At 55.5% G+C, this 23,908-nt stretch carries 19 protein-coding genes and 2 pseudogenes; 6 read left to right on the top strand and 15 right to left on the bottom strand.

What is annotated here, in order from left to right; genetic code table 11:
- Nucleotides 1–18 precede the first annotated feature (18 nt).
- From BGP77_RS03170 to BGP77_RS18360, 3 genes and pseudogenes are all read left to right on the top strand, one after another.
- Entirely contained in the window at nucleotides 19–1,710 is a 1,692-nt protein-coding gene (locus BGP77_RS03170; protein WP_108163288.1) for a methyl-accepting chemotaxis protein, read from the top strand.
- Nucleotides 1,711–1,864: 154 nt separating this feature from the next.
- A pseudogene (locus BGP77_RS18365) lies at nucleotides 1,865–2,962 on the top strand (PAS domain S-box protein); the annotation flags it as partial.
- Nucleotides 2,951–3,515 (top strand): annotated as a pseudogene (locus BGP77_RS18360) (methyl-accepting chemotaxis protein); the annotation flags it as partial. The pseudogenes BGP77_RS18365 and BGP77_RS18360, both read left to right, overlap by 12 nt.
- A 112-nt stretch (nucleotides 3,516–3,627) precedes the next feature.
- Here the strand turns inward: BGP77_RS18360 and BGP77_RS03160 are convergent.
- The 9 genes from BGP77_RS03160 to BGP77_RS03120 all read right to left on the bottom strand — a co-directional run bounded on the left by BGP77_RS03160 (nucleotide 3,628) and on the right by BGP77_RS03120 (nucleotide 12,886).
- A complete protein-coding gene (locus tag BGP77_RS03160; protein WP_108163286.1) occupies nucleotides 3,628–4,371 on the bottom strand; it encodes an ABC transporter substrate-binding protein in 744 nt (247 codons plus the stop codon).
- 85 nt (nucleotides 4,372–4,456) lie between these two features.
- Nucleotides 4,457–5,965 (bottom strand): amidohydrolase family protein, encoded by a 1,509-nt coding sequence (locus BGP77_RS03155; RefSeq protein WP_108163285.1) that lies wholly within the window; start codon nucleotides 5,963–5,965, stop codon nucleotides 4,457–4,459.
- Nucleotides 5,966–6,190: 225 nt separating this feature from the next.
- On the bottom strand, nucleotides 6,191–6,805 hold the full coding sequence (locus BGP77_RS03150; RefSeq protein ID WP_108163284.1) for a malonic semialdehyde reductase: 615 nt from the start codon (nucleotides 6,803–6,805) through the stop codon (nucleotides 6,191–6,193).
- Between the two features lie 9 nt (nucleotides 6,806–6,814).
- Nucleotides 6,815–8,137, bottom strand: a complete 1,323-nt coding sequence (locus tag BGP77_RS03145; RefSeq protein WP_108163283.1) for a TRAP transporter large permease — start codon at nucleotides 8,135–8,137, stop codon at nucleotides 6,815–6,817.
- The gene (locus tag BGP77_RS03140; RefSeq protein WP_233252283.1) at nucleotides 8,134–8,694 is read right to left on the bottom strand and encodes a TRAP transporter small permease subunit; all 561 of its coding nucleotides are present in this window, start codon (nucleotides 8,692–8,694) and stop codon (nucleotides 8,134–8,136) included. The genes BGP77_RS03145 and BGP77_RS03140 overlap by 4 nt, the downstream gene beginning before the upstream one ends.
- Nucleotides 8,695–8,758: 64 nt before the next feature.
- Nucleotides 8,759–9,871, bottom strand: coding sequence for a C4-dicarboxylate TRAP transporter substrate-binding protein (locus tag BGP77_RS03135; protein ID WP_108163282.1), 1,113 nt, complete (start codon nucleotides 9,869–9,871; stop codon nucleotides 8,759–8,761).
- Between the two features lie 55 nt (nucleotides 9,872–9,926).
- The gene (locus BGP77_RS03130; RefSeq protein ID WP_108163281.1) at nucleotides 9,927–10,865 is read right to left on the bottom strand and encodes a dioxygenase; all 939 of its coding nucleotides are present in this window, start codon (nucleotides 10,863–10,865) and stop codon (nucleotides 9,927–9,929) included.
- A gap of 49 nt (nucleotides 10,866–10,914) precedes the next feature.
- Nucleotides 10,915–12,066, bottom strand: coding sequence for a CaiB/BaiF CoA-transferase family protein (locus BGP77_RS03125; RefSeq protein WP_108163280.1), 1,152 nt, complete (start codon nucleotides 12,064–12,066; stop codon nucleotides 10,915–10,917).
- Between the two features lie 19 nt (nucleotides 12,067–12,085).
- The gene (locus BGP77_RS03120; protein ID WP_108163279.1) at nucleotides 12,086–12,886 is read right to left on the bottom strand and encodes a citryl-CoA lyase; all 801 of its coding nucleotides are present in this window, start codon (nucleotides 12,884–12,886) and stop codon (nucleotides 12,086–12,088) included.
- A 123-nt stretch (nucleotides 12,887–13,009) separates the two neighbouring features.
- On the opposite strand from BGP77_RS03120, the gene BGP77_RS03115 reads away from it, so the two are divergent.
- Complete coding sequence (locus BGP77_RS03115) at nucleotides 13,010–13,897, top strand: LysR substrate-binding domain-containing protein (protein WP_108163278.1); 888 nt, start codon at nucleotides 13,010–13,012, stop codon at nucleotides 13,895–13,897.
- Here BGP77_RS03115 and BGP77_RS03110 read toward each other — a convergent pair whose 3' ends face one another.
- From BGP77_RS03110 to BGP77_RS03100, 3 genes are read right to left on the bottom strand one after another with little or no spacing between them, the layout of a single operon-like run.
- Nucleotides 13,898–16,078 (bottom strand): EAL domain-containing protein, encoded by a 2,181-nt coding sequence (locus tag BGP77_RS03110; RefSeq protein WP_108163277.1) that lies wholly within the window; start codon nucleotides 16,076–16,078, stop codon nucleotides 13,898–13,900.
- On the bottom strand, nucleotides 16,075–16,989 hold the full coding sequence (locus BGP77_RS03105) for a diguanylate cyclase (RefSeq protein ID WP_158269251.1): 915 nt from the start codon (nucleotides 16,987–16,989) through the stop codon (nucleotides 16,075–16,077). The genes BGP77_RS03110 and BGP77_RS03105 overlap by 4 nt, the downstream gene beginning before the upstream one ends.
- On the bottom strand, nucleotides 16,982–20,689 hold the full coding sequence (locus BGP77_RS03100; protein WP_108163275.1) for a response regulator: 3,708 nt from the start codon (nucleotides 20,687–20,689) through the stop codon (nucleotides 16,982–16,984). The genes BGP77_RS03105 and BGP77_RS03100 overlap by 8 nt, the downstream gene beginning before the upstream one ends.
- A 247-nt stretch (nucleotides 20,690–20,936) precedes the next feature.
- Between BGP77_RS03100 and BGP77_RS03095 the strand changes: the two genes are divergently transcribed.
- Both BGP77_RS03095 and BGP77_RS03090 read left to right on the top strand, forming a co-directional pair.
- Complete coding sequence (locus BGP77_RS03095) at nucleotides 20,937–21,308, top strand: protocatechuate 4,5-dioxygenase subunit alpha (protein WP_108163274.1); 372 nt, start codon at nucleotides 20,937–20,939, stop codon at nucleotides 21,306–21,308.
- Nucleotides 21,301–22,140: a class III extradiol dioxygenase family protein gene (locus tag BGP77_RS03090; RefSeq protein WP_108163273.1), complete on the top strand. Its 840-nt coding sequence runs from the start codon at nucleotides 21,301–21,303 to the stop codon at nucleotides 22,138–22,140. Before BGP77_RS03095 ends, BGP77_RS03090 begins: the two co-directional genes overlap by 8 nt.
- Nucleotides 22,141–22,235: 95 nt before the next feature.
- Here BGP77_RS03090 and wrbA read toward each other — a convergent pair whose 3' ends face one another.
- The 3 genes from wrbA to BGP77_RS03075 all read right to left on the bottom strand — a co-directional run bounded on the left by wrbA (nucleotide 22,236) and on the right by BGP77_RS03075 (nucleotide 23,840).
- Nucleotides 22,236–22,838 (bottom strand): NAD(P)H:quinone oxidoreductase, encoded by a 603-nt coding sequence (gene wrbA / locus BGP77_RS03085; RefSeq protein WP_108163272.1) that lies wholly within the window; start codon nucleotides 22,836–22,838, stop codon nucleotides 22,236–22,238.
- A gap of 132 nt (nucleotides 22,839–22,970) precedes the next feature.
- A complete protein-coding gene (locus BGP77_RS03080) occupies nucleotides 22,971–23,222 on the bottom strand; it encodes a GNAT family N-acetyltransferase (protein WP_108163271.1) in 252 nt (83 codons plus the stop codon).
- Between the two features lie 66 nt (nucleotides 23,223–23,288).
- A complete protein-coding gene (locus BGP77_RS03075) occupies nucleotides 23,289–23,840 on the bottom strand; it encodes a tetratricopeptide repeat protein (RefSeq protein WP_108163270.1) in 552 nt (183 codons plus the stop codon).
- Between the last annotated feature and the right edge of the window lie 68 nt (nucleotides 23,841–23,908).

The raw sequence follows: 23,908 nt of genomic DNA, 5'->3' as shown, positions 1-23,908 counted from the left end.
TGTGTAAAGGAGTAACGGATGTCTTTGAATATTCGCGCCCGCATTTTGGTGCTGGCGATTGTGCCTTTGGTCTTGGTGGCGGCGCTGCTGACGGCCATTAACCTGCGTCAGGCGTCCAAAATGGGCACTGAATCGGTCGGTGCTTTTGAGCAGACGCTGTCGCAAACCTATGGCGCTCAGCTGGACAGCTATTTGTCGCTGGCGCGCACCGCCATTGTCGATCTGTACGAAGGTAATGTGTCGGGCAGTGAATCCCAGCGCCAGGAACGCGCGCTGAATATTCTGCGCAAGCTGCGTTACATCGACTCCGGCGCGCCGGGGTATTTCTTCGTGATGGACGACAAGGTAAACATGCTGGCGCATGGCGCGAACTCCGCGCTCGATGGCCAGAACCACGCCAATCTGGAAGACGTTAATGGCGTGCGTTTTTCCAAGTCGATGGTCGATAAAGCCACCGCCGGTTCCGAAGACGTAACGCGTTACTGGTGGAACAATTCTGAAGGCGTACCGGCGCCAAAAATCAGCAAGGCGATTTATCTGCCGGACTGGAACTGGGTGATTGGCACCGGCTTTTATATCGATGGCCTGGAAGCGCAGTTGAACGTCGCCCGCGATGAAGTGCAGGGCCACCTGACTCGGGCCACCGGTATTTCGTTGACGGCCGCCGTGTTGGCCGTGTTGGGCATTGCCGTGGTGGCGCTGGTGGTGGCACGGGGCATCAGTAACCCGCTGCACCGTGTGGTGCATGCCATGAACGACATTGCCAATGGCGATGGCGATTTAACCCAGCGCATCGAGATCAGCAGCCGCGACGAAATTGGCGACCTAAGCCACAGCTTTAACGCCTTTGCCGATCAGGTGACGGCGCTGGTGCAACAGATTCACCGCTCATCCGGCGATATCAACGGGTCGGTCTCCAAGCTTGATGCCATTTTGAGCCAGACCGAAACCGGGGTGATCAGCCAGCAAGAAGAAAGCGATCAGGCCGCGGCCGCCATTAACGAAATGGCCGCAGCGTCTCAGGAAGTGGCACGTTCGGCCAACGATGCCGCCGCGGCGGCCAACGATGCGCAGCAGCAGACCGAAGATGCGCAGTCGAAACTGGGCCGGGCCATTGCGGTGATTGATGGTATGGCCGATCGCGTCAGCGAAGGCGTGGCGGCCACGCAAAACCTGAGCAAGGAATCGGACGCCATTGGTGCGGTGCTCGATGTGATTCGCGAAGTGGCCGAGCAGACCAACCTGCTGGCTCTGAACGCGGCCATTGAGGCGGCGCGCGCCGGTGAAGCCGGCCGAGGCTTTGCGGTGGTGGCCGATGAAGTGCGTCAGTTGGCCAGCCGCAGTCAGCAATCGACCGAAGAGATTGAAACCATCGTCACCCGTTTGCAGAGCGGTTCCAGCGAAGTGGCACGCATGATTGAGTCGATTCGTGGCAGCAGCAACGACACCGTGTCTGAAGCGCACGAAGTGGAAACGGCGTTGCAAAGTGTGTTGGCGGCGGTAAACACCATCAACGGTCAGAACGCTCAAATTGCCAGCGCCGCCGAAGAGCAGAATTCGGTGTCGGAAACCATTAACGAGAACATGCAACGCATCGTGACCGTTTCCAGTGAAACGGCGACCGGTACCCGGTCGGCGCGCGATTACAGCCAACAGTTGTCGAAGGCCGTTCAGGATCTGGATGCCATCGTGAAAGGTTACCAAGTGTAATTTCCTGCTTGAGCGCCTCGCCGGAGAAGCCCGTGTGAGGCGCTTTGGCCCTCCGTATAGAAATCGAACAAAAAAGTACTGGTTGGAATAATGGTCTGAACTAGACTGCCACGCGTATTTGATTTTTCTAATGTTCTAACTAGGAACCTGGCGAATGAAGTTCGGTATCACCTCTGATGCAGATGCAGTCTTAAAGGCCATTAACAGTTCTCAGGCGGTTATTCAGTTTAAGCCTGACGGCACGATTATTACGGCCAATCCGCTGTTTCTCGATTTAATGGGTTACCGACTCGAAGAAGTCGTCGGTAAGCACCATCGTCTGTTCGTTGAATCTGGCATGGCTGCCAGTGCCGACTATAAAACGTTCTGGGCCGACCTGGCCGCAGGCGAGGCGAAAACCGCCACCTTTAACCGCGTTGCCAAAGACGGCACCGAAGTCTGGATTCGCGCCACCTACACGCCGGTGGTACGCGGCGGTAAGGTGCAGCGCATTATTAAATTCGCGACCGATGTTACCGCTCAGGTTGCTGCCAAAGCGGAGGCAAAATCGCAGCTGGATGCGATCCGTCAGGTTCAAGCGGTTATCGAATTTAAACTCGACGGCACCATTGTTAACGCCAACGATAATTTTCTGCAGTTAATGGGTTATCGGCTGTCGGAAATCCAGGGTCAGCATCACCGTTTGTTTGTTGATAAAACCGAAGCCGACAGCGCTGATTACCGAGCGTTTTGGGAATCTTTGCGTCAAGGCGAGCATAAAACGGCGGAATTTAAACGTATTACCAAAGATGGCTCTGATGTCTGGATTCACGCCACCTATAACCCGATTCGTGATGCCCAAAACCGGGTGGTGAAAGTCATCAAGTTTGCCAACGACATTACCGCTGAAGTGCGTAAGCGTGAGCAGTTCCGGTTGCTATCGCTGGTGGCCGATGAAACCGATAACGCGGTGATGATTACCGACGCTCAGCACCGCATTCTGTATGTGAACCCGGGCTTTAACCGGATGACCGGCTACAGCGCGCATGAGACGTTAGATCGCAAACCCAGTGAGATTTTAGCCGGTGCCAATACCAGCCCGGTGACGCGTGACCGCATTCGTGGCGAGCTGGATGCACGCCGACCCTTTTACGAGGAAGTGGAAGTACACCGCAGTGACGATTCACCCATCTGGGTCTCGGCGACGGTGAACCCGGTGTTCGATCCGCAGAGCAAAGCGCACGTCGGATTTGTGGTGATCATGGCCGATATTACCGATGTCAAAGTGAAAGCACTGGAAGCACAAACGCGCTTTGCGGTGATCAACGAAACCAATGTGTTGATTGAATGGTCGCGCGATGGCCGGTTGCAGGCATTGAACGATTACCTGCAACAAAGCCGGGGTTTGCAGCGCGAGGCTCTGGAGAAGGCGTTGTCGTCCTGGGAAAACTATCTTGACGACCAACAGCGCCAAACATTATTGGACGGCCAGAGCGTTAAGCTCGACATTGTGGTTTCGGTTGACCAACAGCAGGTGGGCATTGGTGCCACCTTTACCGCCATGCGCGACAGCCAGGGCGATGTCACCAAAGTGATTCTGTACGGCACCGACATCAGTGAACGCATGAAGGTGGTGCAAACCAGCGAAGCGGTGATGGGCGAGTTGTTGCAATCGGGTGAAAACATCAATCGCATGGTGTCGAGCATTAATGGTATTGCCGAACAAACCAACTTGTTGGCCTTGAACGCGGCCATTGAAGCAGCGCGTGCCGGTGAAGCGGGCCGTGGTTTTGCGGTGGTGGCCGATGAAGTGCGATCGCTGGCGGCAAAAGCGGGAGAATCGGCCAGCGAAATTAACCAGGTGGTGAGCAAAAACCAGGAATTACTGGGCGCTTTGTCATCGACGCTGAATGACTTGAGCAGCGAACGAAAGGCCGATTAATCGGTGCTGTAGTCCGCCATGATCTGCGCATAAATGCCGTTGGCCCGGATGGTGGCCAAGCCAGTGGCGAGCGCGCGTTGTAATCGTTGCGTACGTGAAGAGTCCAACGGCATTAAAACCACCGTATCACTTTGCCCAATAGTGCGGTCATCTATAACCAATTCCGACACGCTGGGCAGTTTTGTGTGTAACTCCCGGATGTAAGCCCGGGCGGCAACCTGATCGAAAGCAGCGACATCAAACCGTCCGTAAGCCAGCATGCGGAACAACAGTTCCTCGCTGTTCACCACTTCCAATGATTGTCCGCTTTGTTCAATCCATTGATAAAAATCGACAGCGATTTCGTAACCGACCACGTTGCCGAATCGCAGCCCATCAAGATCGGAAAATTCCTGCCAGTGACGTTCCTCGCCCGGTGCGAATATCAGACTGAACTGGTGTTCAAAGACGGGTTCAGAGAGCGCAAAGTGGTCGGCGCGGTCGCCTTGATTGGTCCAGGGAAAGGTGCCGTCGATCTGACCTTCCTGAGCCATGCGGTAGGCGCGCGGCCAGGGTACAAAAATGAAGTTAGCATCGTGCGATTGGGTGGCCAGAGCCGCACGGACAATGCGCGGCCCAAGACCAAAGCCTTCGGCGTTGCGATCAACGAAGGGTGGAAAATCGTTTATCGCAAAGCTGAACGTATCGGCTTTAGCGGCCAGCGCAAGGATGACGAATAGTGATACAACCCACTGTTTCATTCACTGATCCGAGTGGCAATAAAAATAGCTTGAATGGCATCCTCCGCTTTTTTTTGTCGAATTGCTACGCCTGACCGCACAACTTTCAGGATCGGAACAGGTCGACCTCAATGCCGGCGGACGCGAATACATGATCGCGACTGTTTTCCAGACCCGCGCGCAGATGTTCAATGTCGACGTTTAACAGGCGGCCTTGCCATTTCCGAAGTTTACCCGCTACCAATACGGTATCGACGTTGCTGCGATCCATCAGCGACACCACAGCGCCGGGTACATTATTTAATGGCGCAACATTCATGGCTTGTGCATCGAGCAAAATAATATCGGCGTCTTTGCCGGGGGTTAAAGAACCGACTTTATGGTCAAGTTTTAAGCCACGCGCGCCTTCGATGGTGGCAAATCGCAGGCAGTCACGTGCGGTTAACAAGGCTGGTAAATTTTCTTCCCCGGCGAGGGCCGCTTCGTTAATAAAAGCGCGTTGCAGCGTTAACGTTGAGCGCATCTGGGTGAACGGATCAGCGGTCATGGTGCATTCCACATCCGTTGATAACGACGGCTGCAAACCCAGGTCGAGGCATTTTTGAATCGGTGGCATGCCATGACGCATGGTCATTTCAATCGGCACCGACAGCGAAACATGGGCACCGGCGTCAGCGGCTTTTTGCCAGGCCATATCGCTCATGCCGGTCATGTGAATAAAAATATTGTCCGGGCCAAATTCACCCGCGCTGGCGAGCTGATCGAACGTGGGTGCCATGCCGAAGGTACCGACCACATGCAAGGCGATGGGCAGACCCAGTTCACGACCCACACGCCAGGCGTTTTCATAGCCGGGCAAATAAATTTCACCACCCATGATCATGGTGGTCAGTTGATCGTCGGAACTGAAATGCTCTTTGCGAATGCGGCGTGCATCTTCGGGGTAGCGGGCATCGTCGCCCCAGCCTTCAAAGTAGCCGAATACAGCGCGGCGGCCGGTGTCTCTCAGTGCCTGAATGGCCGAGTCGGAATGTTCCGGTGAATGGTGAATCTGGCTTACGTCCATCACACTGGTGACACCGGTATCGAGCTGTGACAAACCGCCAAAGAGTTCGTTGATGTAGACGTCCTCGGTGCGGTATTGCAACGACAGTGATTGCAAAATAGTTTCGTAATAGTTTTGTTCGCTGTGCGGTTGGCCATCATTGATCAGAATGCCGTTCACCAGAAATGAACGCAGCGCGGTTTCAAACTGGTGATGATGGGTATCGATAAAACCGGGCATGACAATTTTGCCAGTGGCATCGATAACGGCGGCATCGGGTGCATCGATGTGTGCTGCGACCTCGACAATGCGGCTGCCTTCGAGCAGTACATCGCCCACCGGAAAATCGCCAATGCTGTCGTCCATGCTTAACACGGAACCGCCGCGAATCAATGTGCGGCGCCCAGTATCACCGACGCCTTGTGGCAGCGCTTGCGCTTGCCCGACTGTGGCTGAGGTTGCACCGGGCGCGAGCAAAGGCGCATCGCCACCACCGGCGGCCATTTTCAGAAAGTCACGCCGGCTATCGGCGCCATGGGCTTGATTGCGATGATCACAGAGACGACACATGGGATAACCCTCTTGTTGTTGTTTTGTTGTGGTCCAAACGCGAAATTCGGGCACTGTTCACTTTGCCAATAAATCCAGCGCTTCGTTGTCAAACTTTGAAATAGCGATGCTATTCCTGCGGCTTTCCACCTCGCTCTGAACTTATTGGCGTCGCTCCTTAGTGACTGAACTTCACCTTTGGACCACTGGTGGATCTATGAATGTTTATGGTTTTGTTTATTGGCCTCACAACAGTTGGCAGCAGTCTTCAAACGACAATCGTGGCAAACGGTCATGCAGTTGTGATCGATCGCCGTAGCCGAGATTGCATAAAAAATTACTGCGATAAGCGTGGTGGGCGCTGTCACTGAAAAACAGTCGATCAACGGCATCGTTATCGAAGCCGGACAGCGGGCCGCAGTCGAGACCTAAGGCGCGTGCCGCCATAATGAAATAACCGCCTTGCAAGCTGGCATTCCGCAACGCCGTTTCTTCACGCAGCGGCTCGTTACCGACAAAGTCGTTACGCGCTGCCTGAGCGTGTGGAAACAGTGTTGGCAGTTGATCGTGAAAGCGACGATCGTAAGCCAGAATGGCAGTGACTGGAGCGGCTTCCACCTTGGCCACATTGCCCGATGCTAACGCCGGTAACAGGGTTTGTTTGGCGTGTTCCGTGCGTAGAAAAACCAACCGGAGCGGACTGCAGTTTTTACTGGTCGGCCCCAGGCAAACCAGCTGATAAAGGTCGCGCAATAATGCATCGGGCACGGCTCTATCTTGCCAGTAAGAAAACGAGCGCCCCTGATGGAACAGTTGTTCAAGGCTGGCCGTTGGCAGAGCGCGGGTGTCCGAATGGTTCATGACAGGTCCTCAGTACAAGTAGGCCAGGGTGGTCGACAGTGACGGAAAGGCCGTCAGCACCGCGAGACCCACCAACATGGCAAAAAAGAACGGCATCACGCCTTTGAAAATTTCCTGGATCGGAACGCTGTCGTCATTCAGGCTGGCTTTGACGGTATACACCGAAATACCGAACGGCGGTGTGACCAACCCAATTTCCACGGCGATGACGGTAATGACCCCAAACCAGATCAGATCGAGGTTAAAAAACTGGGCAATGGGTAAGACGATGGGCAACACAATCAACATGATCGACACCGAATCGATGATGCAACCCATCAAGATAATGACCAGCAAATACACCACTAAAAACTGGTAAACGCCCAGCTCCAAACCGGTCACCCACTGAGCAATGTTCATAGGCAGACCGGTCAGTGCCAGCATGCGGCTGTACAGCGAAGCGGCCAGAATCAGAAATAAAATGGACACGGCGACATGGCCGGTTTCACTGAGTACGCCGTAGAAAGAGCGCCAGCTTAAGCGCCGCTTGACCAATGCCAGAACCAACGCACCGCTGGCACCCACGGCACCGGCTTCGGTGGGGGTGAAAAAGCCGGAATACAGGCCGCCGAGCACGAGCACCATGAGCAGCAGAATCGGTACCAGTTTGGCCATCAGCTGACCGGGGCTGGGTTGGTCGTGATCTAAATCGGCGTTGCTGTAGTTGGGCTGCTCCATAAACGCTGGCCGCAGCCAGGCAATTAAAACGATGGTGGCGATAAAGCCCAGCGCCAACAAAATGCCCGGCACGATACCGGCGATGAACATCCGCCCGACCGATTGCTCAGCCAATACGCCGTAGACGATCATCAGCAGTGATGGCGGAATCAACATGCCCAATACCGAACTGCCCGCGACAACGCCGACCGAAAAACGGGGCGTGTAACCATGGCGACGCATTTCCGGTACGGCGACCTTAGTGAACACCGCCGCCGAAGCAATGGATACGCCGGTGATGGACGCAAAAACGCCGTTGGCGCCGACGGTGGCAATGCCCAGGCCGCCGCGCAGTTTGCGCAGAAAATGTTGGAACACATCGAAGGTGTCGCGGCCGATGCCAGAGATCACCACCAGCAATCCCATCAACACAAATAAAGGCACCACGCCGTAGAGATAACTGCTCAGCGAATCGTTTGCCGCGGCGCTGACCATCCGAGTGGCGAGTTCCGGCCCGCGTAAGGCAGCGATGGCCACGAACGAAACGCTCATCAACGCGATAGCGATGTGCAAACCGATATAAATCAAGACCAGCATGGCCACAATGGCGATGGCGCCGATTTCCAAACCACTCATTCGGCGTTCTCCTCAGTGTGGGTCACTGGTTGAAAGATCCGGCCGATTTCACGCACCGCCAGCAAGATATATTGCAGCACAGTCACGGCGGCGCAGAACAGCACGACCAGACGAATGGGCCAGATCGGAAAGGTGAATACGCCCTCCACGCCCATGAATAATTGGCGGTCAACGGCGTTGAGAAAAACCGGCAATGTGCCGTCGAAAATGATGGCGAGCATGGCCGCGCCCAGCAGATAAAAAATGGTTTTTAGGGCATGACCCAGACGCGGGAATTGGCGCGAAAAACCGGCGATAAAGATGTCCGCCTGCGCCATGCGGCCGTGACGTAAGGCGCTGGCCAGTTGAAAAAAAACGATCATGACGATGGACGCCGATACCAGTTCGGCGACGCCACTGATGGGGTGATTGAAAAAATTGCGCGCCAGCACATCCGCGCAGATCAGCGCCATGATGGCGAAAATCAGCACAGAGCCAACGGCGTTCAGGCCATCGGTGAGGGCACCAAACCAGCTTTGTCGTTGGGTCGGGCCTTTAAGCCAGGTCGAAAGAGTCACAGTCAGGCTCCTCGGTGCGAACCCGGCACGGCCGGGTTCGGTTGCAGGGAAATGCGCGTACCGGTTATTCCTGATCCCAGGCGCGTGCGGGTTCAAAACCGCGCTCACGCATGGCGTTCATATAGGTACTGAGCAATTCTGAGGCGGGCAGTCCACGCGCTTCGTTGCGTTCAACCCACTGATCGGCGAGGTCGGGCATGCCATCGATCCAGGACTGACGTTGCTCGGGCGACAATTCAAACACCTGCACCGGCGGGTTCTGATCGGCGCCGAGAATAAGCATTTCTTCGAGCGCGTTGTCATAGCGTGAAGCCAGGTCGCTGCCGTGTGCTTTGGAATACACCGAGCCTGCTTCCATTAAGGCGTCTTGAACCACCTCAGGCAGGCTGTCGAAACGGTCTTGGTTGAAGCCGAGGCCGCCGGAGAACACCACGCCCATATTCACTTTGGTGATGTAAGGCGCTACCTCGTAAACCCGCGCTGGCAGAATACCGGTGGCCAGGCTGACCACACCTTCGGAGACGCCGGTTTGAATATCGGTGTAGTAGCTGGCCAGCGTGCCATCGACTGGGGTGGCATCGACCGGGTTTAGCCAGACACCCAACACACCGGGAGCGGAGATGCGTCGTCCGTTGAAATCATCGAGGCTGTCGACCGGGAAGTTGGTGTACAGATCGTAGGTATCGGAGGCCGTCGCGCCGAGAAAGACCACGCCGTTGTCGGTCCATTCACTGGCCAGTGCCGGTTCGGAACGCACCAGGTCGTTCATCACATCGAGCATCAAGATCGGGTCGCCCGTGGTGAACGGCGTGTACGCACTGATCTGACTGAGCGGCATGCGCGAGCCTTCCAGATAACTGAACACCCAGCCCATATCGGCAATGCCATCGCGCACCGAGGTTAAGGTGGCGTTGGCGCCGTAGAGCTGACCGGCATACGCTTCGGTCCACTGGATTTTATAGCGACCATCGGCCGCCAGAATGCGATCCACTTCGGGGATAAAAACGCCCGGAATCATGCCCACCCAGGGAATGGTGGTCGGGTGACTGGAACCCACGGTCAGACGAATGGTTTCTTCGGCCTGGCTCGCCAGCGGCAGTGATGCCAGGGCGCTGGCGGTCAGCCCTAAGGTGATGCCGGCGAACCGGCGGGCAATGGGGTGATGGTTCGGTTTCATAGCAATCTCTCTTTCGGTTTTGTTGTTGTACAGAGTGATTTGAGGCGTCCGATCCTCAGTCGATGGGCGATTTCGGCAAGCGCGATTCGCCTTCCGATAAGTCGAAAATCAATTCCAGCGTGCTGTACTGACCGCTGACGTCCTCGGCCGGTGCCTTGCCGTCATCGTGAATGGGGAACGGCACGGCGAGGTCGGCACAGGTGACGCCGAACACACAGTCGGATTCGATAAAGCGATCGTCAGCGGGGAAAATCTGCGTCACCAGCGTGCTGTGATCGGGCGCTGACACGGTGAAGTGCAGGTGCGCCGCCCGGAACGGATGGCGGTTCTGGGCCGCCAGCATTTCACCGACGATGCCGTGGGTCGGAATGGGATAGCTGGCGGGGCGGATGGTGCGGAAATGGAAGCGACCATCGGCGTCGGTGCGGAATTTTCCGCGCAGGTTTAAATACGGCTGGTCCGGGTCCTGGTTTTCGTACAGACCTTCGGGTGAGGCGTGCCAGACTTCCACCAGCGCATTGGCCAGCGGCTGGCCATTCACGCTCTGCACCTGCCCGGAAACAAAGAGCGGAATATCGCTCGGTTTGGGGTCGGCGCGATTGATGTTGGTGCCCAGGGGGTATTCAGGGTCTTTGCGGCTGTAAAACGGACCGAGCAGCGCCGGCGACATTTGGTCCGCCTGGCGGTTTTGATTGAGGATCATCACCAGGGTGGAAAAGCCGAGCGCGTCGGACATGACCATGGTTTCGTTGTGACGATCTTTGGTCAGATGACCCAAACGGGTGACGGCGTTAATGGCCATCATAAATTCTTCGTCGGAAAGTTTGACCTCCCGACCGAAGGCGTGCAGATGACGCACCAACGCTTCGAGAATCTCACGCAGGCGTGGATTTTCGGTGCGGCCCATGGCGCGTAAAACGATGTCGGTAATATCGTCGGGCGTTGACGGAATACCGTGACAGAAGATGTCTTCTTTTGCGGGTAAATCGAACATGATCGGGCTCCGTTTTTGTTGTGTTCTGGATGCCGTTGATTCAGCGGTTTTACTTTTTGTTGAGTTGTTTGTTATTCAGTTCGTCCAGAATTTCCTGGCGGTGTTGATCGAGCAAGGGCGGCGCGCTCATCTGCAGTGGCCGCTGGCCGTCGTAACTAATGGGTGAGCGTACCGAGCGAAAGGTTCCACCGGCAGGATGCTCTGTCTTAATTTCCAGTTGCAGGTGTTTGGCCTGAGGGTCGTTGAGCGCTTCGCTGGCGTTATACATGGGTGCGTGGGGCACGTCTTCGGCCAGTAACCGGGCGCACCACTCATCGCGTGGTTGTTGGCGGAAGATGCCTTGTAACACCTCGATCATCGCTTCCTGGTTGTCGATGCGGCGTTCGCGGCTGCTAAAACGGTCGTCTTCGAGCAATTCCGGATAACCGATGGCGCGTGCCAGGCCTTGCCAGAATTTCTCCGGCGACGACATGTGCAGCGCCACCCAGTGACCGTCGCTGCATTCCATCACATACGACTGCGATACCTGTGGCCGGCTGTAAGGCCCCATGATTTCGCCTTCGGAAAAATAATGGGTGAAGGCATCGAGGTTGAAATGGCACATGGCTTCGAGCATTGACACATCGACACGACGACCGACGCCGGTGCGGCTGCGTTCGAACAGCGCGCCCAGAATGCCGTAGGCGGCGTAAAAGCCGGACAGCGAATCGGCCATGGCCGGACCCACAACGCGCGGGTTTTCCGGATTGATCAACAAGTTCAGAAAACCGCTGGCAGCCTGGGCAACGGTATCGTAACTGGGGCGCTGCGCCGCTGGACCGTCCTGACCAAAGCCGCTGATGGCGCAATAGACCAGCTGAGGGTTCAACTCGCGCAGGCGTTCTTCACCGGCACCCAGCCGGTCGGCGGCGCCGGGACGAAAATTCTGAATGTAGACATCGGCGTTGCGGATCAGGTCGTCAAAGATGGCGCGGTCGCTGTCGTCTTTGGTGTCCAGCGCGATGGAGCGTTTGTTGCGGTTGTACGTCTGGTAATGCGGGCTGTACAAGCCGCCTTTAAAGGCGCGAAACGGGTCGCCGCTGCCCGGCCGCTCTACTTTAATGACGTTGGCGCCCAGATCGGCCAGCAACATGCTGGCGGCGGGTCCGGTGATAAAGGTGCCTTGTTCGATGACGGTAATGCCGTCCAATACCTTACTCATGGCCGCAGTATCCTCAGGTTCAGCGCTGGAAGTCGGCCGGCACGGTGCCGGTGTATTCGTAGTGTTCGGTCGCCTGGTACGACAGCGCGAAACCGGCCGGCTGGTCGGCTTCTTCGTTGAGATGCGCAATCAGGCTCGCGGTGCGTGCCAAAATCGGTACGCCGCGCAACGCACGGACCGGGAAGTCGACCCCCAGCAGTACCGCGGGAATGGCGGCGGATACATTGAGCTTGAGGTCTTTGCCGATGACGTTGGGAATGGCGGCTTCGACGGCCTCGGCCATGTCGATAAAGCGAGTGTCCGCACCGGCCTTGCGCGCCACCCGGAACAAGGCCTCAACGCGTGGGTCACGGGCTTTGTGTTGCGGGTGGCCATAGCCGGGAATGGGCTGACGTTCGGCGCGTAACGCCTGGACAGCATCAAGAGCGGCCTGAGCCAGGTCGGTGCCGTTCTGCTGGCGTTGTTCAATGTCTTTAAACAGTCGGCCCGCATTCTCCGACGCGCCGAGAATGACTGGGCCGCAACCGAGAATACCGGCCGCCACCGCGCCTTGCAGCGCATCGGGTGCGGCGGCAAAGGTCATGCGGCTGGCCTGCACGGACGGTACGAAACCATGCTCGGCAATGGCGACCAGGGTGGCATCGAGTACCGCACGGGCGGCGTCGGTCGGTTGTTTTCCGGTGAGCAGCAGATGGAAGTAGTCGGAGAAGCTGGTATGGCCGATCAGGTCGTCACACAGATCCTGGCCGCGCACGACAATGCGCTCGGCGTTGGAAATGCAGATGGCGCTACGTGGGGTGGTTTCGCGTCCGATTTTCATGGTTCGGTTCCTGCGCTGTTTTTATTTTGAACCTACCCTAAGCGCCCTTTATGATTTATAAAAATGATAAATATCGTTAAAAACGATCGATATCATCGATAATAAAAAGAACAGGGGATGGGAATGGAACTGCGACACTTACGGTATTGCCTGGCGTTGGCTGAGGTGCAGAACTTCACTCGGGCGGCGCAGCGGGTGCATGTCACGCAGTCGACTCTGTCGCACCAGATTCGCCAGCTGGAAGACGAACTGGGCGTGCAGCTGTTTCACCGCCACGGCAAGCGCGTGACCATCACCGAGTCGGGCCGTGCCTTTGTGGATCAGATCAACCCCATTGTCGGTCAGGTGGATGGCATCGTGGCCTCGTTGAAAAATGTGCCGGATGAACTGACCGGGGAATTGCGTATAGCGGCGACGCACAGCTTTAACGTCCAGCTGATTCCTCAGTGTCTGGCGGCGTTCATGCAACGCTTCCCGCGCGTCAAAATGGTGGTGGAGGAATTATCGGGCGCGTCGATTGCCGTGGGTCTGGAAAATGGCAGTCTGGATTTGGGCGTGTCGTACCGCCCGGCCGTACCGCGTGGGCTGTGGTTTGAGCCGCTCTTTAATGAAGAACTGAAACTGATCGTCGCGCCGGATCACGCCTTGGCTAAACGCAAACGCGTGCGGATGGGTGAACTGAACGGGCTGCCGCTGGCGTTATTAACGCCGAATTTTTCCACCCGTCAGTTACTCGATGAATGTTTTATGGCCGCCGGTGCCACGCCTCAGGTGGTGGCCGAAATGAACGCCATATCACCCATGGTGGAATTGGTGCGCCAAACGGGTTTGGCGAGCATTGTGTCAGCGAATGCTTTGGCGGGGGAGCCGGGGTTGGTTGCCGTGGCATTGGAAAACCCAACACCGGTACGCACACCGGGATTACTGTGGAATAAGGCGACGATGAACCGCCCGGCAACGCGCCAGATGGCCGATATCATTCGCCAGCAGGCGCACAGCGATATGGCCTGATCAGTGCTGGTAATTCGCCAGCCATTCATCTCCCGGCGTGGGGCGGCTGAAGTAATAGCCTTGCAGATTGGCTTCCGGATAGTGTGCCAGCAATTTCAGTTGTGCTTCGTTTTCGACGCCTTCGATGACCGTGCGCAGACCGAGCTTTTTCGCCAACAGATAGATCAGGTCAACAATGATCGCACCGGCAGAACCGGGGGTAATGTCGGCACTGAATGACCGGTCGATTTTAAGCTCGGAGATGGGCAGCGTTTGCAGGTAGCTGAGGCTGGAATAGCCGGTGCCGAAGTCGTCGATCGACACTTCCACGCCCAGGCCGTTCAGGCGCAGAATTTTGTTAATGACCTCGTCTTTGTCTTGAATCATCACGCTTTCGGTCATCTCAATCACCAGATGCTGACCGGGAATATTGGCTTCGTCGATGGCGTTAGAAATGAATGTTACGAAATCCGGACGCGCAAAGTGATCGGACGTCACGTTCACCGCCAGCCGGAACGGATCGTCTGGCAGCAGGGGTAATGCTTTTAAATAAGCGAGTGACTTTTGAATCACCCAGCGGTCGATGTCGGGCATTAACCCCAACTGCGCGGCCAGGGGTAAAAACTGATCGGGTGGTACCAGTCCGCGCTCCGGGTGTTGCCAGCGAACCAGGGCTTCGGCCCCGACCACCTTGCCTTGATGATCGTGCTGGGTTTGCAGATAAACGCATAGCTCGTTGTTTTCGATGGCGGATTTCAATGCCTGACCGAGCTGGAAATTTTCCATCACGGCGTCGCCCATCGGCGTTTCAAAAAACACCACCTGTGCATGATCCACTTCTTTAGCGCGATGATGGGCAGTTTTAGCGTTACGCAGAGCATCAAACGCCGATTCTTTTTCACTGTGCGGCAACAGGCTAACGCCAATAGTGGTGCTGATGTCGATGCTGTTGTCATTCACCAGCAAGGGTTCACCCGTGTGCCAGAGAATGTTTTCCACCAGTAGCGAAATGGCCTGTGTTAACGATTCCGAGTCACCATCGGCGACTTGCAAGGCGGGTAACAGAAAGGCGAACTCATCGCTGTCCATGCGCGACAGAAAATCAAAGTGAGAGGCCAGGTCTTGCAGTTTGTTGGCAAACTGAACCAGCACTTCATCGCCGACGGGAATGCCGAGTGAATCGTTGATCTGTTTGAACTGATTGATATCGAGGAAGAGGATCGCCGACATGCGGTTGTTGCGCCGGCAGGCTTTCAAGGTGGCGTCGAGGCGATCCAGAAAGAATGCCCGGTTGGGCAATTTGGTTAAGGGGTCGTACCAGGTGAGAAAATCGATGGTGAATTCGGTTTCTTTAACCGAAGTAATGTCACTGAACACCGAGACATAATATTTCACTTTATTGTCCGAGCCGCGAATGCTGCTGATGGTGCGTAACTCCGGATAACTGGAGCCGTCTTTGCGACGGTTCATTAATTCACCGCGCCAATGACCTTCCTGCTTCAGTGACGTCCATATGTGGTGATCGAACTCCATGCGTTTGAAATGCTGGCGCAAGTATTCCGGCCCTTTGCGCAGTACTTCGTCGTCTTTCAAACCGGTAATGCGACTGTACGCCGGATTGATGGCTTCGATGGTGCCCAGGGCGTCGGTAATGACCACGGCTTCCATGGCCTGGGTAAAGACCGATTGCAACAACAAATCGGCAATGTGCGCATCAGGGTCAGGCACCAGACTGCTGTGCCCCAGATCGACATTACCGATGCGCTCTTCCAGTTGCGACGCGCGTTCCATGATGCGTCCCATCATGCCATGAACCGACAAATGGGAGCGGATGCGTGACAGGACCACGGAGCGATTGAACGGCTTATGGATGTAATCGATAGCGCCCAGCTGAAAGCCCGCTTCTTCGGAGGCAGCATCGGTTTTAGCGGTGATAAACATCACCGGAATTTCGCGCCAGTCGACGCTGTTTTTCAGTACCTGACAGAGGGCATAGCCGTCCATGCCGGGCATGACGATATCGAGCAAAATCAGATTCGGGCGGGCTTCGTTTTCCAGGTAACGCAGCGCCTGTTCTGCACTGGTGACAACGGCCACGCGATAATCAAACTTTAACGTATCGGCCAACACCTTAAGGTTGTCTGGTTCGTCGTCCACTAACAGAATAAGAGGCTGCAAGGTGGCGCTGATGTCGGTGTTCATGTGCCCTCTCCTTCGCTGATGACTCGGTTCCTGCCTTCGGCCTTGGCCTGGTACAAATATTGGTCAGCCCGTTGGATCAGATCGTGGCTGATTTGAGAATGCTCTGGAACCGTTGTGGCCATTCCCCAACTGGCGGTCAGATGGATGTCTTGATCGTTAAAGGTAATCTTCGTATTGGCCAACAGCGACTGTGCCTTCTTGGCCAGTTGCAGTGCAAATTTATACGGCGTATTGGGCAACAGAACCACGAATTCTTCGCCGCCGTAACGACACACCAAATCGGATGGGCGTTTGGCTGTGGCGGTCAGAACCCGCGCCATTTCAATCAGGCAATGATCGCCGCCGTCGTGGCCGAAGGTATCATTTACGGCTTTGAAATGATCCAGGTCGCCGAACAGCAATGACATAGGGGCTTTTTGTCGGTAGTGCAGTGACCAGTAACGTTCATAGACCGAATCGAAGGTGCGCCGGTTGGCCAGGCCGGTCAGTGGATCAAGGCTGGCGAGGTTAATCAGCAATTGAGTTTTTTGTTGCAGTTCCAGGTGCGATCGCAATCGCGCCTGTAACACCGGCAGAGAAATGGGTTTGCGCAAAAAATCGCTGGCACCGGCTTGCAGGCAACGCACCTCGGTATCGGCGTCATGGCTGGCAGTCAGAACCACCAGGGGAATATTGGAGGCGTGTAATTGATGGCGCAATAAACGAATCAGTTCCAGTCCATGCATGTCAGGCAAGTTCAGGTCGAGCAGGATCAGGTTGGGTTGTTCCTGTGCCAGGTTCAGTGCCTGCTCACCATTGGTGGCGATGAGCGTTTCGCCGCATTCATTCAGGGTGGGCAGGATGGAATGGATGATCAACGGATCGTCTTCAATAATCAGAATGCGGGCATCCGGCGTGTCGTGATTAAACATCGCTGCGCTCCTTGATCTTTTTGATGGTGCTGCGGGCATTGGTGTAGTCGAACTGGTCAATCTGCTCGAGTAACTGTTGATAGCGGCTCGCCATGGCACCAGACGAGGCAAGCCCGCGTAATTGCATCAAGAGTTCATCGGAAACAACTCGTGACCGCGACAAAATGGCATCAACCTCATTGAGCAACGCCGGGCTGTCTTCTGCATTGACGGCAGTTTGGGGTAAGTTGTTCAGCGATAACGGTTTTAGAGCCGATAAGGTTTGCTCCAGCGGTTGCTTGATGCTGTCGAGTGGGACCGGCCATTGTGATTTAACCCTTTGTTCCAGTGACTGGGCGGCCTCGCTGAGTTGCAATAGACCCAGACTGCCAGAGGTTCCTTTAATGGTGTGTAGCATCCGTTTGACCGTTTGAACGTCATCCGCCTCGGCGGCCTGGTTGAGCTGTTTACTGAAGTCCTGATAATTGCGCGCAAAACCCAACAGCAAATGTAGGACAGCGGCTTCCTGCCCTTGAAAACGACGCATGACTTCGTCGGTATTTTCGCCCATCTGGTCGAAGAGACTTTCCAGGTCGACGCCGGATTCCGATTGAGTATTGGCGATGGGTCCGGCTTCTGTCGGTTGCGTTTCCGGCGAGACTAGCAACCAGTGGTACAGCGTATCGACCAGCTGTACCAGATCGATAGGTTTGGCCACATGGTCGTCCATGCCCGCGCCCTTGGCCTGAGCGATATCGTCTTCCATCACAGCGGCACTGAGCGCGATGATTGGCAGTTCAGGTCCAAGCATTTCGCGGATACGGCGGGTGGTTTCGAAGCCATCCATCTCCGGCATATGCAGGTCCATCAGGATGGCGTCGTATTCGTTATCGTGCACCAACGCCAATGCTGTTTCACCGCTGTCACACACCTCTAAAGAAATGCCCAGATTGGCCAGTAAGGTACGGGCAATTTCCTGATTCAACGCATTGTCTTCGACCATCAAGATGCGTTTATCACTCAGCTGCTTGGCCTGGTCTTTCATGCGCGCTTGATCGTCTTCATCCTGAGTCAACTCGCTGTCAGCGCTGTTGCTATCCAGGCGGGCGAGGACATCGTAGAGCGCTGAGGAGGTGAAGGGTTTTTTCAGCAGAGGGACGTCATGGATATCTTGAGCTTTGATGTCATTGAGCAGATCGTAAGGGGCTTGGTTGGTCGTTAAAACTGTGAGTGGTGGTGTCTCATCGTCATTGCGCACGGCGTTAATGAGTTCCAGGCCGGAATCTTCATTGAGTTGCCAGTCGACCAAGATGGCGTCGTAATCTTTGTCGTCCTGGTTCACCGCCGCTAATCCTTCTTCCAGGGTCAGGGCGGTATCGGCTTTTATGTTCCAGCTTTCGAGGTAGGCTTTGGTCATATTCACAGAGGCTCTGCTGCTATCGACCACTAGTACCTGTTTCATTCGGGGTGGACGCTGGATTGCCTCTTCAACCACTTCATGATCCAACTCGAAATAGAATTCACTGCCTTTGTTTTCGGTGCTGCTGACACCAATGGTGCCGTCCATGAGTTGCACCAGCGTCCGACAGATACTTAAGCCCAGCCCAGTGCCGCCGAATTCGCGAGTGGTGTCGTTATCGGCCTGGTTGAAGTATTCGAAAATACTCTGCTGTTTCTCTTCAGGAATGCCGATGCCGCTGTCTTTGACGGAATAAATCAGATGCGCATTTAGGGCATCTTTGCTGGCCAGGGTGACGGATAAGATAACCTCGCCTTGGCGAGTGAATTTAAGGGCGTTGCCGACCAGATTATTCAACACCTGGTTCAAACGATGCGGGTCGCCTTTTAATCGGCGCGGTATGCGCGGATCAACCCAGACCAAGAGTTCGACGTCTTTTTTATAGAAGGCGGAATCGAATAATTTAACGGTATTGTTAAACAGCCGCTCCACATCGAAGGATTCATAGTTGATGGTTAATTTTCCCGCCTCAAGTTTCGACAGGTCAAGAATGTCGTTGAGCACATGCAGCAATGATTTGGCCGACGCCCGGGCATTGTTGATGTAGTCGTGTTGCTGAATGTTCAGTTCAGTATCGCGAATGATATCCAACAGCCCGATGATGGCGTTCATCGGTGTGCGAATTTCATGGCTCATATTGGCCAGAAAGTGGCTTTTGGTCGCCGCAGTAGCTTCGGCCTGGCGGGTGCGTTCGGCCAGCGCCTGGTTCAGTGCTTCGACATCTTTGCGCGCCTGAATGATTTCTGTGAGATCGGTGCTGATGGAAATCACACCGTTGATCATCGACCGCTGGCTGTTGGCCGGGTCCGGTTTGATGTGGGGCACGTAAGTTGTGTGCAGATGTTGCGTGCGATTTTCGCCATCGATAACGGTGCGCTCAAAGGTGGTTTTGTCACCCTCCATTGCCCGTGTTAGCAAGGGGTAGCACAGTTGGTAGTCATCGCCTTCAAGCGCTTCATTGAAATATTTACCGAGCAGCTCGGAGCTGGGTACTTTGAACCAACGCTCGAAGGTTTCGTTGACGTATTCGCATTGTTCGTCACGATTCCAGTAAATCACCAGGGCGGGCAATACATTGTTCAGGGTTTGCTGAAAGGTCAGGCTGGCGTCGAGTTCCTGAGTCACATCAGCATTGTCGCGGCGCAATTGGGTGGCGCGTTTTTGGGTTTGATACATCACTGTGCTGAATGCAGCCAGGGCCAATAACAAGGCGCCGCTGACTAACAGAAAATAGCGCAGGTTACCGCTGGCGGCGGCGTTCAACGCACTGCGCGGCACCACGGCCATGACCCATAATTCGGTGCTGGCGATAACGGCTTCGCTGTCGTTGCCGATCATCAATTTCGACCACCGCCATTTACCCGAGGGTAACTCAGCGAGGTTGTCAGCACCCTGGCTATTGTTCAGGCTCTCCCAAAGTTCGGGGTAAGTTTGGCCAATGGTGATATCGCTGCCTAATTGCGAACCCCACAGCCATTCCTGGCGATCGTGCAATAGCCACTGACCTTGGGAATCGGCCAGATAAAGACGGTTTTCGGACTGAAAGCGATGGACGGTTTCGAGCAGGGTGCTGAGTTCCAGATTAAAAATCAGGTAACCCAGATCAACATCATTAACAACGGGCAGGCGCAAGCTGTATCGGATGGTGGGCCGCAGCGGGCGCTCAATTTCACCAAACTCAACGTTTAAATCGGCGTCTGTAATGGCGACCTCGTAAGGCTGCGACGAGATGGCGAGTTGGTGATAGTAGCGATCGGCTTTGTTCTGCAATTCGTCATTGGGCGATTGGGTAATGTTGCCAGTTTCCCGGTCGACATCGACGCGTAAGGCTTCGTCGCCGTCAGGCAGTATCCAGCGCAGTTGCATGTAGTCGCGATTGCGCAGCGCGACGCCACTCAAGCTCGCGGCCAGGGCACGGTTGCGCTCAACCGGGTTGCCACTGGACATGGCTTGCAAAACGAAGGGATTGGCAACGGTACCGATGAGGTGCTGGATGGGTTGGTTTAATGCAGCGTTCAGCAGTGCGCGTGTTTCAGCCAGTTCGCGAATTTGTAATTCGTCAAAAGCGGCTTTTTGTTGTTCTTCGCGTTCATGTTCGATGCTGTAGCCAAGAAAAATAAACAGCAGGGTGATAGGCACCAATACCAACGTTAATAACCGTTTTGCATCCTGGTCCAGTGTTGGCAGGTTCGACTCACTCATCAACCACAACCTCCTTCTTGATTGTTACTTGGCAAAAAACACCGCACCCCTCTCCTGAGGCCTATTTCAGCGTAGTCTAACATTGGCCGATTGGTATTTTTTTACATCCCGATCAGCGAGATTCGTAAAACGTCCCGGCAGATGAACGCCCTGTTCCCAGTCAAGCGCCCGATCAGATGACTTGCGTCAGTTTGAACGTTCCGGACTGCTCTAGTCTGTGATGCTGAAAACAAAAAGGAGCCTTGCTATGTCGATTCCTCATTCTCCGCCGGGTACTCAGGTCTTTGATGGCCCTATGGCGACGCAGGGTTATGCCCTGAATAAGCTGTGTTATTCCTTTAATGAAGCCGCTGCGCGCGAGGCCTTTCAGGCAGATGAAAGCGCTTATTGCGACCGTTTTGGTCTGAGTGCTGAGCAAAAAGAGGCGCTGCTGAAGCGCGATGTGCTCAAACTGCAGGCGCTGGGTGGTTCGATTTATTACCTGGCGAAATTCGCCGGTGTACTGGGTTTGGGTGTGCAGGATGTCGGTGGTTTGCAAACCGGGATGAGCACCGACGAATTTAAAGCCATGCTGGTTGATGGCGGTAACCGTCGTTTTGGAGAGTATGATTATGAGTAAGATCATCGGCGGTATTACCACCAGCCATATTCCGGCCATCGGTGTTGCGATGGACAAAGGCCTGGAAAACGAACCCTATTGGAAAGAATTTTTCGCCGCTTATCCGCCGGTTCGACAATGGCTGAATGAACAAAAGCCCGACATTGCCATCGTGTTCTACAACGATCACGGTCTGGAGTTTTTCCTCGACCGCAAACCGACCTTTGCCATTGGCACCGCCCGTGAGTATCACAACGCCGACGAAGGCTGGGGCATCAAGCCCATTCCGCCCATTACCGGTGAAACGGATTTGTCGTGGCACATCGTGAACAGTCTGATTGAAGACGACTTCGACCCGACTGTTTGTCAGGAAATGCGTGTCGACCACGGTTTGACGGTTCCGCTGTCGCTGATGTACCCAGGCCACGATTACCAGCATATTCAGGTGATTCCGGTGGCCATTAACTGCGAACGTCACCCCATGCCGAAACCGTCACGCAGCTTTGCCCTGGGTCAGGCTATTGGCCGGGCGGTGGAATCCTGGTCGGGCGATAAGAAGGTGGTGATGTTCGGGACCGGTGGTTTGTCGCACCAACTCGATGGTGAGCGCGCTGGTTACATTAACCACGAATTTGACCACTACTGCATGGATCAGCTGGTGCCGAACCCGGAAGCGCTAACGCGTTACTCCAATGGCGATCTGCTGAAAATCGCCGGTTCACAAGGCGTGGAACTGGCCATGTGGCTGGCGATGCGCGGTGCGCTGCCGGGCAAGCTGACCGAACTGCACCGGTCTTACCACGCACCGATTTCCAATACCGGTGCTGGCGTGATGTTGATTCAAAACGACTGAACGAAAAAAACCCCGCCGAAGCGGGGTTACTGCGCTGAAGGCCGCCGGGCTAAAAGAGGGAAAACGCACCGGCGGGTGGCGTACAATCGTTTGGCTTAAGCCGCTTGTTTCTTGGCGGTTTCAGCGACGTGCTGGCCTTGGAAGCGGGCGATGTCCAGTTCGTTCTCGCTCGGCTGACGGCTGCCGTCGCCACCGGCCAGGGTGCCGGCACCGTAAGGGCTGCCACCGGTGATGTCGTCCATATAGGTCAGGCCAGGACAGGTGTAAGGCACGCCAACGATGACCATGCCTTGGTGCAGCAAGGTGGTGTGGAACGAGGTGATGGTGGTTTCGTGACCGCCGTGCTGAGTGCCGGTGGAGGTGAATACAGAACCCACTTTGCCCACCAGTTTGCCTTGTGCCCACAGACCGCCGGTCTGGTCGAGGAAGGTGCGCATTTGGCCGGTCATGTTGCCGAAACGAGTCGGGCTGCCGAAGATGATGGCGTCGTAATCGGCCAGTTCATCAACGCTGGCAACCGGATGTTCGAAGTCGGTTTTGGCACCGATGGCCGCCAGCGCTTCAGCGCCCATGGTTTCCGGGACGCGCTTGATGGTTACGTCAACGTCGCCAGCGCTTTTGGCACCTTCGGCAACGGCTTTGGCCATGGTTTCCATATGGCCATACATGGAGTAGTAGAGCACCAGTACTTTAGTCATGTCAGTTTCCTCACTGGACAATGTGAACGAAAAGTTCGAATACGGGGCTCAGTATGCGCGCCTGCTGTCGTGATCAAAGCGAAGGAAATTGACGCCTGGGTTCAAAGATTTTCACCAAGGTGAGAAACGACGTTATCCGCCGCGCTCGAGCACTTTCTGGACGTACCAGCAGCTGGCGTGGATGTTCAATCCTTCCTGCCGTGCCCAGCCTAAACCGGCGTCGACCAGCTTTCGGGCCAGTCCGCGACCGCGCCAGTTGCCGGGCACATAGGTGGAGGTGAAGTCGATGTCCTGGCCGTTGATCTGATAGCGCAGATGACCCTGACCATCGTCCAGTGAGAGGATGAATAGCTGTTCGTCGGGGCGATGTTCAACCGCGTTCATGGTGGCTCCAGTGGCAGGAAAGAGGTGTTCATTCTTGCCGTTCCACCGCGCTTGCGTCCAGTGTTGCTAGAGCACGCGACCTTGGAGGTTGGCTTCCAGTCGTTCGATGCTGCGTTTACTGCTGTTTGATTGCGGGTAGATTTCCAGCACGGCTTCAAAGGCGCGAATGGCGGCGTTGGGTTGTTCCAGCTGCGCGAAAATGGCGCCGAGGCCGGACAAGGCGCCAAAGTGACGCGGTTCTAATGCTAGCGTTTGGTCGATGTCGGCGATTGATTGCTGGTAGTTACCCAGCAGGTAATGCACGGTGGCGCGTTTGTTCCAGGCTTCGGCGAAGTCGGGTTCGACGTCGATCAACGCATCGAAATTACTCAAGGCGGTTTCCAACTGACCGGCGCGCAGCGCGGCGGTACCGCGACGCATCAGCAGACCGGCTTCGTCGTTGGGCGCTTCGCTCCAGGCGCGCCAGATTTGTTGTTCGATCATGGCCGAGGTGGTGGCGTCGGGCGCGCGTTGCAGTCGGGCGAAAAGCGGATCGAGCCGGACATTGAACTGATCGGCCGCGGTCAGGCTGGCAAAGACCACCAGCAACAGCGACAGACTCCAGCGATGAACGGACATAAGGCGGCTTCCGTTAACGTCATCTTGGAATCGGCAGTCTAGACCAAAACCGGCGGCTTCACTGTCGA

It is taken from the genome of Saccharospirillum sp. MSK14-1, from assembly GCF_003054965.1.
Taxonomy (GTDB): domain Bacteria; phylum Pseudomonadota; class Gammaproteobacteria; order Pseudomonadales; family Natronospirillaceae; genus Saccharospirillum.
The sequence above is the reverse complement of the archived record's forward strand: the minus strand, read 5'-3'. Positions and strand labels throughout refer to the sequence as shown.

Bases quoted from the DNA above. Each gene is read 5' to 3' on its own strand.
- BGP77_RS03075 (WP_108163270.1), bottom strand. From the start codon at position 23,840: ATGTCCGTTCATCGCTGGAGTCTGTCGCTGTTGCTGGTGGTCTTTGCC.
- BGP77_RS03095 (WP_108163274.1), top strand. From the start codon at position 20,937: ATGTCGATTCCTCATTCTCCGCCGGGTACTCAGGTCTTTGATGGCCCT.
- BGP77_RS03150 (WP_108163284.1), bottom strand. From the start codon at position 6,805: ATGAACCATTCGGACACCCGCGCTCTGCCAACGGCCAGCCTTGAACAA.
- BGP77_RS03110 (WP_108163277.1), bottom strand. From the start codon at position 16,078: ATGAACACCGACATCAGCGCCACCTTGCAGCCTCTTATTCTGTTAGTG.
- wrbA (WP_108163272.1), bottom strand. From the start codon at position 22,838: ATGACTAAAGTACTGGTGCTCTACTACTCCATGTATGGCCATATGGAA.
- BGP77_RS03120 (WP_108163279.1), bottom strand. From the start codon at position 12,886: ATGAAAATCGGACGCGAAACCACCCCACGTAGCGCCATCTGCATTTCC.
- BGP77_RS03090 (WP_108163273.1), top strand. From the start codon at position 21,301: ATGAGTAAGATCATCGGCGGTATTACCACCAGCCATATTCCGGCCATC.
- BGP77_RS03135 (WP_108163282.1), bottom strand. From the start codon at position 9,871: ATGAAACCGAACCATCACCCCATTGCCCGCCGGTTCGCCGGCATCACC.
- BGP77_RS03170 (WP_108163288.1), top strand. From the start codon at position 19: ATGTCTTTGAATATTCGCGCCCGCATTTTGGTGCTGGCGATTGTGCCT.
- BGP77_RS03160 (WP_108163286.1), bottom strand. From the start codon at position 4,371: ATGAAACAGTGGGTTGTATCACTATTCGTCATCCTTGCGCTGGCCGCT.
- BGP77_RS03080 (WP_108163271.1), bottom strand. From the start codon at position 23,222: ATGAACGCGGTTGAACATCGCCCCGACGAACAGCTATTCATCCTCTCA.
- BGP77_RS03105 (WP_158269251.1), bottom strand. From the start codon at position 16,989: ATGTTTAATCACGACACGCCGGATGCCCGCATTCTGATTATTGAAGAC.
- BGP77_RS03115 (WP_108163278.1), top strand. From the start codon at position 13,010: ATGGAACTGCGACACTTACGGTATTGCCTGGCGTTGGCTGAGGTGCAG.
- BGP77_RS03100 (WP_108163275.1), bottom strand. From the start codon at position 20,689: ATGAGTGAGTCGAACCTGCCAACACTGGACCAGGATGCAAAACGGTTA.
- BGP77_RS03145 (WP_108163283.1), bottom strand. From the start codon at position 8,137: ATGAGTGGTTTGGAAATCGGCGCCATCGCCATTGTGGCCATGCTGGTC.
- BGP77_RS03125 (WP_108163280.1), bottom strand. From the start codon at position 12,066: ATGAGTAAGGTATTGGACGGCATTACCGTCATCGAACAAGGCACCTTT.
- BGP77_RS03155 (WP_108163285.1), bottom strand. From the start codon at position 5,965: ATGTGTCGTCTCTGTGATCATCGCAATCAAGCCCATGGCGCCGATAGC.
- BGP77_RS03130 (WP_108163281.1), bottom strand. From the start codon at position 10,865: ATGTTCGATTTACCCGCAAAAGAAGACATCTTCTGTCACGGTATTCCG.